General features: G+C 41.8%; 6 protein-coding genes. 4 read left to right on the top strand and 2 right to left on the bottom strand.

Annotated elements, in window-relative coordinates; translation table 11 throughout:
- Nucleotides 1-114 precede the first annotated feature (114 nt).
- The 3 genes from ABZD21_RS19540 to lon all read left to right on the top strand — a co-directional run bounded on the left by ABZD21_RS19540 (nucleotide 115) and on the right by lon (nucleotide 4,184).
- A complete protein-coding gene (locus ABZD21_RS19540) occupies nucleotides 115-378 on the top strand; it encodes a type B 50S ribosomal protein L31 (RefSeq protein WP_372776816.1) in 264 nt (87 codons plus the stop codon).
- 86 nt (nucleotides 379-464) lie between these two features.
- Nucleotides 465-1,649: a GlmU family protein gene (locus ABZD21_RS19535; protein ID WP_372776815.1), complete on the top strand. Its 1,185-nt coding sequence runs from the start codon at nucleotides 465-467 to the stop codon at nucleotides 1,647-1,649.
- Nucleotides 1,650-1,787: 138 nt separating this feature from the next.
- Complete coding sequence (lon, locus tag ABZD21_RS19530; protein ID WP_372776814.1) at nucleotides 1,788-4,184, top strand: endopeptidase La; 2,397 nt, start codon at nucleotides 1,788-1,790, stop codon at nucleotides 4,182-4,184.
- 84 nt (nucleotides 4,185-4,268) lie between these two features.
- Here the strand turns inward: lon and ABZD21_RS19525 are convergent, their stop codons facing one another.
- The gene (locus ABZD21_RS19525) at nucleotides 4,269-5,033 is read right to left on the bottom strand and encodes a LytR/AlgR family response regulator transcription factor (protein ID WP_372776813.1); all 765 of its coding nucleotides are present in this window, start codon (nucleotides 5,031-5,033) and stop codon (nucleotides 4,269-4,271) included.
- Nucleotide 5,034: 1 nt separating this feature from the next.
- Nucleotides 5,035-5,787: a LytR/AlgR family response regulator transcription factor gene (locus ABZD21_RS19520; RefSeq protein WP_372776812.1), complete on the bottom strand. Its 753-nt coding sequence runs from the start codon at nucleotides 5,785-5,787 to the stop codon at nucleotides 5,035-5,037.
- Between the two features lie 225 nt (nucleotides 5,788-6,012).
- On the opposite strand from ABZD21_RS19520, the gene ABZD21_RS19515 reads away from it, so the two are divergent.
- Nucleotides 6,013-7,122, top strand: coding sequence for an AI-2E family transporter (locus ABZD21_RS19515; RefSeq protein ID WP_372776811.1), 1,110 nt, complete (start codon nucleotides 6,013-6,015; stop codon nucleotides 7,120-7,122).
- The last annotated feature ends 241 nt before the right edge of the window (nucleotides 7,123-7,363 follow it).

The following is a 7,363-nucleotide window of genomic DNA, read 5'->3' as shown; positions in this document are numbered from 1 at the left end:
CCGATAATTAATGCAGAAAAAGAAACAGAAAAAAAATAAAAAAGTTTTTGGCATTTACACAACTATAAGTATATTTGCAGCCCGATTGTAATAATGTAGTAAAAGAGATCAGCGATGAAAAAAGAAATACATCCAGATAGTTATCGTATGGTAGCGTTCAAAGATATGTCAGATGGCACAGTTTTTCTGACTAAGTCTACCATCCAAACTAAAGAAACCGAAGTAGTAGAAGGCGTTGAATATCCGGTTGTTAAACTGGAGATTTCAAGTAGCTCTCATCCATTTTACACTGGTAAAATGAAATTGGTCGACACGGCAGGTCGTGTGGACAAATTCATGAATCGTTACCAGAAGCACATGGATTCTCGCAAAAAATAAAAAGACGTTTCTCAACGATAAAAAGAAAGCTTCGCTTATGCGAAGCTTTTTTTTTATCTTAATTTTGTAGGTCAAAATTTTCAGGTATGAATATCATTCTTTTTGAAACCGATCAGCGAAATTGTTTATTGCCTCTGTGTTATACCCGTCCGGTTGCCCTGTTGAGAACCGGAATCTTAACCATTCTTGAGAAATGGAAGATGCGTTTGTCCGGGAATTACTCATTTAAAACAGTGCCTTATCTGAAAGAAAAGTTTCCGTTGCGGGTAGAAAATGACAACTTGTTGGTTTCGTCACATTTCTGTCCAACTGATCAGTTGGTTGAAGCAATTGCTCAACTCGGTTTTTTTCAGGGAATTAAATATCAAGGCTTTCCGCTTGCGGTTCGTTTGCCCGAAGAAGATGCAAAAATGTATCCCCAGGTTTCGACAACAATTCAATGGAGCGATTTTGCAGGTGAGTTGGATTTAGTGCGGTATGTCTGGGATTTAAATACCGTTTGTGAAAGCCAGATTCGCCTGGATTTTAATCTGTTGACGCGAGGCCGGAAGTCGGTGACGCCAAGCCCCACCAACCAAATAATTGCTCCGGAAAATGTTTTTATCGAAGAAGGAGCAAAGGTCGAATGTTCAGTTATCAATGCCAGTTCCGGTCCTGTTTATATCGGGAAAGATGCCGAAATAATGGAAGGTTCTCTAGTTCGCGGTCCTTTTGCAATGAGTGAACATGCCGTTTTGAATATGGGAACAAAAGTTTACGGACCGGTGAGCATTGGGCCGCACTGTAAAGTTGGCGGTGAAGTAAGTCATTCAATTTTATTAGGTTACAGCAATAAAGGGCACGATGGTTTTCTCGGACATTCCATCCTGGGGGAGTGGTGTAACATTGGTGCCGGAACCAACGTGTCTAACTTAAAGAATTCATACGATAAAGTTAAAGTATGGAGCTACCCTGAAAATAAGTTCATCCGCACCGGATTGCAGTTTTGCGGACTTATTATGGGAGACCACTCCAAAGTTGGTATTAACACGATGTTTAATACCGGAACAGTTGTCGGGGTTGGCTGTAATGTTTACGGTGCAGGATTTCCTCGTCAGTTTGTTCCTTCGTTTTCCGCAGGGGGCGGTCAAGGCTATAAAGTGCAACAACTAAAATCGGTATTTGAAACAGCCGCACAAGTAATGGCTCGGCGGAAGTCGGTTTTTACAGATGCTGATCAGCGACTGCTAACGACCATATTTGAACAGTCAGAAGTATACCGAAAGTTTTAATTCGGACCGAAGAGGTCGCTTTGGCATAGTGATTGCGTCCTTAGGTGGGTGCTGCAATATGTGGATTGCGACGACAGATTGGCAGTTTGCTTTTGGAGTGTAGAAAATGGGAAATAAGAACGAATAAGGAATAAAACTATGATATTTAGTGGAATTACAGAGGATGAGAATGAATTGATACCGATTATCGCTGATGGTGATGAGCAGGAATTGAAGAATTTTCAGGCACCGGATATACTGCCAATATTACCGCTTCGAAATACAGTGCTCTTTCCTGGAGTCGTAATTCCGATTACGGTAGGGCGGCAGAAATCATTGAAATTAATTCAGGAAGTTTTTCGGAGCGATAAATTGCTCGGAACTGTTACTCAAATTGACGGTGCAATTGACGATCCACATCAAAAGGATCTTTATAAAATTGGCACGGTAGCTCAGATTCTAAAAATTCTGGAAATGCCTGATGGGTCAACCTCGGTAATTATACAGGGAAAGCGCCGATTCGAAGTGGTTGAGTACCTGGAAGAATTTCCATACTTTAAAGCGAAGGTAAACCTGCTGGAAGAAATTACCTCTGATGCTGACACGGTTGAGTTTAATGCGATTGTCGGCTCCTTGAAAGATTTGTCGATTAAGATTGCCCAATATTCGTCGAATGTTCCTCCGGAAGCCAGCTTTGCAGTTAAAAATATTGAGAACTCTACGTTTCTGATCAATTTTATCTGTTCGAATACAGACCTTAAGGTTGACGAAAAACAAAGTTTGCTCGAGCTTGCCGATTTGCGGGAGCGTGGAATTCAGGCAATTTCATATTTGGTTAAAGAGGTGCAAATGCTCGAGTTGAAGCGCGACATCCAAACCAAAGTAAAGTTGGAATTGGATCAGCAACAACGCGAATATTTGCTCAATCAACAGATCAAAACCATCCAGAACGAGTTGGGGGGAAATCCGATTGAACAGGAGATTAACGACTTGAAAGAGGCCGCGAAAGATAAGAATTGGGGAGAGGAAGTGGCTGCGTTTTTTGAGAAGGAAGTGAATAAGTTGTCGCGTTTGAATCCTGCAGCCGGTGAGTATTCTGTTCAGTTTACCTATTGCCAAACCCTGTTGGACTTGCCTTGGAATGAATATACCGAAGATAATTTTGACCTAAGGAATGCCGAAAAGGTGTTGGATGAGGAACATTACGGGTTGGAAAAAGTGAAGGAGCGCATTTTGGAGCATTTAGCTGTATTGAAGCTGAAAAATGACATGAAGGCACCCATTCTGTGCTTGTATGGCCCTCCCGGAGTTGGCAAAACATCGTTAGGGAAGTCAATCGCGCGGGCGTTGGGGCGTAAATATATTCGCATGAGTTTAGGTGGTTTGCACGATGAGTCTGAAATTCGTGGACACCGGAAAACATACATTGGCGCAATGCCGGGTCGAATTTTACAAAACATTAAAAAGGCAAAATCGTCAAATCCGGTTTTCATTCTGGATGAACTGGATAAGGTGTCAAGCGATTTTCACGGTGATCCGGCCTCTGCGTTACTTGAGGTATTGGATCCGGAGCAAAATTCAGAGTTCCACGACAACTATGTTGAAATGGAATATGACTTGTCGAAAGTGATGTTTGTCGCGACGGCAAATACGCTGGGCACAATTGCACCACCTTTGCGCGATAGGCTCGAGCTGATTGATGTAAACGGCTACATACTGGAAGAAAAAGTGGAGATTGCAAATCGTCACTTGATCCCAAAACAGTTGGAAAATCACGGATTGAAGGTGGATCAGCTAATTTTCCCCAGAAAGATTGTTGAGCTAATTGTTGACAAGTATACCCGGGAGTCGGGAGTGAGGGAGCTGAACAAGAAAATCGCAAAAGTAATTCGCCGAGTTGCTCGTAAAATAGCGTTCGAAGATTCGTACAATGCCGAGTTAACCGAAACCGACATTCACGAATATCTGGGGGTTTACGAGTACTCCCACGAGATTTATCAGGGGAATGAATTTCCGGGTGTTGTTACTGGTCTGGCCTGGACAGCAATGGGGGGCGAAATCCTGTTTATCGAAGCCAGTCAAAGCAAAGGGAAAGGTGGTTTAACACTTACCGGAAACCTTGGCGAGGTAATGAAGGAGTCAGCCATGTTGGCCCTGGAGTACCTAAAATCGCATTCGGATGAGTTCGGTATTGATAGCGCTGTTTTCGAAAACTACAATTGGCATATTCATGTGCCTGAAGGTGCGATTCCAAAAGATGGACCATCGGCTGGGATTACAATGGTGACTGCTTTGGCATCGATTATGACAAAGCGCAAAGTGCGGAAGAATATTGCGATGACAGGTGAAATAACACTGCGGGGCAAAGTGATGCCGGTTGGTGGGATTAAAGAGAAAATTTTGGCTGCTAAGCGGGCAGGAATTAAAGAAATCATCCTGTCGAAAGATAATCGGAGACATCTTGAAGAAATTAAAGATGTGTATCTGGAAGGTTTGAAATTTCGATTTGTGAGTACGATCAGCGAAGTGTTGGATTATGTACTTTTGAAAAAGTAGACGCCTGGTTATAGGATCTTAACATACAAAGCCGGTAAAATCAGTGTGATTTTACCGGCTTTTGTGTGCCATTAAAAGTATATCCTAGGTGATTGGAAAGCAATTTAGTTTCTCAAAATAAATCAACGCAGGACGATTAATCGATTCTTCCAGTGAATAATCCTGGTGTTTTAAGTAGCAAATCCGCTTTCTTTTTTCAATACGTTTTAAATATTGAAGGTTGATGTAAGCCGATCGGTTTGCCCTGATTATGTTGGGGGAATCCAGCGCTTCGGCCACTTTTACAATATTCTGAGTTACCAACTCGTCTTTCCCATTGGTGAGGAAGAGGCGCGAAAAGCTTCTCTCTGAACGGAAGAGCATGACGTCTTCCGGGTTTATTAGAATGATTCCGGTTTTTGTAGGAAGTTTTATCTTCGGAATTATTCGATTGGTTCGCATGAAAAAATCCATGCGGCGTTCAAATTCTTCATTCTTTTGTTTGTTCTTGAACCGGTTGAGTACCGAAATCAGATCAGCCGGTCCGAACGGTTTCACCAGGTAGTCGAGTGGTTTTATCGTGAGGGCATTAAACGCATATTGGCTATGTGCTGTCGTGAAAACAACTTCGGTTCGCAACTCGCTCTCGTGAATGATTTGTCCGATTTCCAGGCCATTCATCTCCGGCATGTCGATATCAAGAAAAACAATATCGGGAAGGAGCTTTTTAATTATCTTAACTCCGCGATGAGGGCTGGTTGTGCTGTCAAGCACTTTGACTTCATCAAAGGCCTGTAGGTATATTTCAAGCAATGAAACGGCATCTTCATTGTCATCTATAATAACGGCAGTAATCTCTCGTTCGTTCATATCAGTCTAAATCCATTTCGCATAAAATTTTTATTTGCTTCCGCGAACAATTGAGGCTTACTTCAAAATCCTCACCGATCAGGGTACACGTGTTGTCAGTTTTATCAACCCGAGTGAGTTTTTCAAGATTGATTAGCACAGAACGGCTCACCCGGAAAAAACGAGATTCCGACAAGATCTTTTCGATTTTGCCTAAGTAGGTGTTCGCTAGTTCTTTATTGCCATTTTTAAGTATGAGGTAGGTATACGAGCCATCAGCCTCGCAATAAAGAATATCTGCGGGGTCGACTAGTCGATGGCTATTGGTTGAGGAAATTTTCAGTTTTGTTCCCTGGTCGGTCTTTCGTAAAACTTTCTGCAACTTTTCTTCGATGCTGACAGGACGCTTATAGTAGAATTTCTCAATCTTCTCGACAAGAGTGTCAAAATCGATCGGCTTCAGGATAAAATCATAGATGTGATTCTGTATGGCCATGATGGCCGAATCTTTGTACGCACTTACGATAATGATGTGGCAGTTTGGTTCTTTTCGTTTAAGCAGCTCAATTAAGTCCATACCACTTCTTCCAGGCATTACGATATCCAGAAGTACGATATCCGGACTGATGTCGATGTATTTATATAGGGCATCTTCTACGTTCGATGCTTCTTCGATCTCACCAATTTCTTCGATCTTAGTCAGATAATAGCGCAGGATGTCTCTTGCATCCTGTTCGTCGTCTATTATAAGTACTTTGAGTTTTGTAGTTTTCATAGTTGTTTTCAAACAATAACAAAATTATCAAAAAATATCGATTGATATCAATCTTCTGTTAAGCATACCTAAGGAATTGGAGGTTGATTTTCTGTTTTGTTTGCATTGGCATTCGGGAACTTGACAATCCGGTTTGCTCTCCGGTTATCGATCAATTGAAATTGGCGAAGTATAAGCGTATGCTGAATTTCCCAGAAATTCTATATTTGTAAAAATTCACGTCCTATGGTTCAAATTACCAATAAGTCACGTTACTGGCTTTTTGCATTCGGTGCTGCAATCTTATTATTTCTGATGTGGTACTTCAGTTCGCTGGTTACCTATATATTAATTTCAGTGATTCTTTCGCTGATGGGACGGCCATTGGTTCGAATCATGACCCGGGTTAAAATCGGACGATTTAAAATTAGTCAGGCTTTGAGTGCTTTTTTGTGCCTAGTTGTAATTTGGTTGTTGGCTATTGGTGCCATTCGCTTTTTAATTCCACTCCTGGCGAGCGAGTTTAAGGAACTTTCAAACATCGATCCTGATTCTGTTTTTGAGGTTATTGATGGTCCTTTGGTGCGTTTTATGAATCTGATTGGACATGGACAGGTGGATTCGGGGATGGCGGTTCTGAACGATTTGTTTGAAAATCAGATTAAAGGGAGACTAGGGCTTGAGCAGCTTTCCAATATTGTAGGGATCGTTGCCGGGGCGTTGGGTGAACTTCTGATCGGGTTCTTTTCGGTATCCTTTATCACGTTTTTCTTCTTGAAAGAAGAAAATATGTTCCGTGACGGAATTCTGGTGCTGGTACCGAGAGGATACGAAAGTAAAATTGAACGAATCATGCATGCGATTCATCTATTGCTGCGACGCTATTTCCTGGGGTTGATGGCCGAAGTTTGTCTGGTGGGTTTTTTAGTGACGTTGGGGCTAACCGTTGTGGGGGTCGGCTTTCAGCATTCGGTTGTGATTGGCCTGTTTTGCGGCTTGTTCAATATTATTCCCTACCTGGGGCCTTGGATGGGGGCTGCCGTTGGCCTTCTTATAGCAATCGCCATTAACGTTCAGTCCGATTTTTCAACGCACACGCTGCCTTTACTGGGCTTAATGGTGCTGGTTTTCGGAACCGTACAAGTGGTCGACAATGTTTTGTTTCAACCCATGATTTATTCCAATAGTGTGAAAGCCCATCCTTTGGAGATTTTTCTGGTTATTTTGGCTGCTGGTAGCTTTGCCGGAATTTTAGGAATGATTTTGGCTATCCCGGTTTACACTATTTTTCGGGTAGTCGCCAAAGAGTTTTTTGATCATTTTAAGCTCGTGCAGAAGATCACCCGAAGCCTTTAGTTTATTGATTGTTTCTATCGGTTCCTGAAAAACATAGTTTATTTAAATGTTGGTGCTTGCTTTTGTTAGTTGTAAGTGTTTGTATCTGTTGTTTTTAGCGTGATTGTTGTATAACATAGGCTGAACAATACAAATGTGGGGATCGAATCCGGATATTTTTTAATTTAACCGAGAGAACCTTCAACTTAAATGATTGTTAAAGTTTTAGGTTGAAAAATCCCAGGTAAAAAAGATTAAAACT

Origin of the sequence: Mangrovibacterium sp. (assembly GCF_041596335.1) — a bacterium.
Lineage (GTDB): Bacteria > Bacteroidota > Bacteroidia > Bacteroidales > Prolixibacteraceae > Mangrovibacterium.
Note: the sequence above shows the minus strand (reverse complement) of the source record. Positions and strands in the feature narration are given on the sequence as shown.

What these genes read in the sequence shown, in the direction of transcription:
- ABZD21_RS19540 (WP_372776816.1), top strand. Translation starts at nt 115, where the DNA reads ATGAAAAAAGAAATACATCCAGATAGTTATCGTATGGTAGCGTTCAAA.
- ABZD21_RS19535 (WP_372776815.1), top strand. Translation starts at nt 465, where the DNA reads ATGAATATCATTCTTTTTGAAACCGATCAGCGAAATTGTTTATTGCCT.
- lon (WP_372776814.1), top strand. Translation starts at nt 1,788, where the DNA reads ATGATATTTAGTGGAATTACAGAGGATGAGAATGAATTGATACCGATT.
- ABZD21_RS19525 (WP_372776813.1), bottom strand. Translation starts at nt 5,033, where the DNA reads ATGAACGAACGAGAGATTACTGCCGTTATTATAGATGACAATGAAGAT.
- ABZD21_RS19520 (WP_372776812.1), bottom strand. Translation starts at nt 5,787, where the DNA reads ATGAAAACTACAAAACTCAAAGTACTTATAATAGACGACGAACAGGAT.
- ABZD21_RS19515 (WP_372776811.1), top strand. Translation starts at nt 6,013, where the DNA reads ATGGTTCAAATTACCAATAAGTCACGTTACTGGCTTTTTGCATTCGGT.